The 2,159-nt window shown below is 42.8% G+C and carries 1 protein-coding gene and 1 pseudogene; both read left to right on the top strand.

Annotation, left to right across the window (positions count from 1 at the left end; translation table 11 throughout):
• Positions 1-316: 316 nt before the first annotated feature.
• On the top strand, positions 317-1,876 hold the full coding sequence (locus tag F6K49_RS43020) for an ISKra4 family transposase (protein WP_293107718.1): 1,560 nt from the start codon (positions 317-319) through the stop codon (positions 1,874-1,876).
• Between the two features lie 36 nt (positions 1,877-1,912).
• Positions 1,913-2,159, top strand: a pseudogene (locus F6K49_RS53925) (calcium-binding protein); the annotation flags it as partial.

Genomic DNA, 2,159 nt, shown 5'->3' with positions numbered 1-2,159 from the left:
ATGCGAGCAAATCTAATCCAGATTGGGTAATCAATACCTGTTTGCGGTGGCGAAAAGAATCTCCAACAAAGGAAACAAATTGGATTATTAAACACGCTCTTAGGACTCTCAAAAAGCAGAATACTTTATCCCAGGATATTAAAATAGGATAGGGTAATTTAGGATGGTTACAAAAGGGTGCGGCTCTTATAGAAAGACGATAGAATGGGGAAGAGTTTTTTAACCCAAGCTGTCCTGTAGCAGTGTTTTGAGAGAAAAAACCGAAGGACTCGACAGGCGCAACCGCAGCAGTATGAGCCAGGATTAAGTCAGACATATGCAACCATCTACTAATAATGAAGACAGATTTTTTTCAGGAGCGCGAGAGCTATTTGAACAAATAGTTGATTGGCTCGGTTCAGAAACAGTGTGCGGTTTAGAGCATGGGGAATTAGAGACGTTACTACTCGAAAATGGATACGAACTATTGAGACGACTGTTACAAGGTTACTTGGATAGACGAAGTAACGACGAAATCGAGGGTGATTGTTTAGGTAGGGACGGAGTAAACAGAACCCATAAGATCAGAGGAAACAGGAAACTAACAACCATCTTTGGCACGGTCATTGCCCATCGTATTGGTTACGGAGGAAGGAAGATCACTTCCCTCAATCCATTGGATGCAGAATTAAACTTACCACCAGAACAATACTCTCATGGACTCAGGGAGCGAGTAGCTCAAGAAGTAGCCCGTTCCGGGTTTGGAGAAACAGTGGAAATCATCTCCAAAACCACCGCCGCCAAAGTTGGTAAGCGTCAAGTTGAACAATTGGCTTATAAGAGCGCTTGTGACTTTGACTCTTTCTACGCTCAGCAACAAGCACAATCGGTTGAAGGAAAACACACAGGAGAAATAGTAGTAATTACTGTTGATGGAAAGGGTGTTGTGATGCGTACACAAGACCTACGTGCCGACACCCAAAAACGAGCACTTGCTTCTTCGAAAAAATTAAATAAACGATTAACTAAAGGGGAAAAGCGCAATGCCAAACGTATGGCAACAGTAGCTTCAGTTTATACTATTGACCCCTTGGTTCGCACACCTGAGCAAATTGTCAATCCCTCTGAATCAGACCAAAACATCAAACGACCTCGACCAATGGGCAAGCGTGTTTGGGCAAGTTTAGAAAAAGAACCATACCAGGTGATCATAGAAGCATTTGATGAGGCATTGCACCGCGACCCCAATCAACAAAAACACTTTTGTGCTCTAGTCGATGGCAATAAAACACAATTATTGCTGTTAAAGAAATATGCTCGTCAACACCAGCTCAATTTAACCATTGTGCTCGATATTATCCATGTAATTGAGTATTTATGGAAGGCAGCATTTGCCTTTTATGGGGATACCAGCCCCCAAGGGGAGGCTTGGGTGAGTCAAAGAATATTACTGATTCTTCAAGGACGCTCATCTCAGGTGGCAGCTGGGATGCGTCGCAGCGCCACATTACGTCAACTCAACCCATCACAACGTAAACCAGTGGATACCTGTGCCCAATATCTGCTCAATAACAGTGCTTACCTCCAATACAATGATTACTTGAAAGCTGGTCTTCCCATTGCTACCGGGGTGATTGAAGGTGCTTGTCGTCATCTGATTAAAGACCGCATGGATCTTACTGGAGCTAGATGGAGTCTTATGGGTGCTGAGGCGGTTTTACGTCTTCGCTCCCTTTATATTAGTGGTGATTGGAATGAATATTGGCGCTTTCACTTAAAGCAGGAACATAAACGTCATCACCTGGCTTTGTATCTTGATGGTATTCCTTTAATGAAACGACTCTTTCAAGCTTGTTGCTCTACTAATGCTCCTCCTACTCTTGCTATACCTGTCTAAACCTTATTCTTTGTCTTTTTAAAAGAGCCGCACCCAATTATTTTAGGAACTCTCAACGAAGATAATTTAGAAGGTCTCCCTGAAAACGACATCATTCAAGCTTTAGATGGAAACGATATTGTTCGAGGACGGGAAGGGAATGATCTTATCCAGGGAAATCTAGGTGAAGATGTAATTTATGGAAATCAGGGTGATGATGTAATCCAAGGAAATGAAGGGAATGATCAACTCTTTGGTGGAGAAGGTGACGATGTAATTCAAGGTGGCGCTGGGAATGATCGAA

Source organism: Moorena sp. SIO3I6 (assembly GCF_010672095.1).
This window is presented reverse-complemented; position numbering and strand designations above follow the sequence as displayed.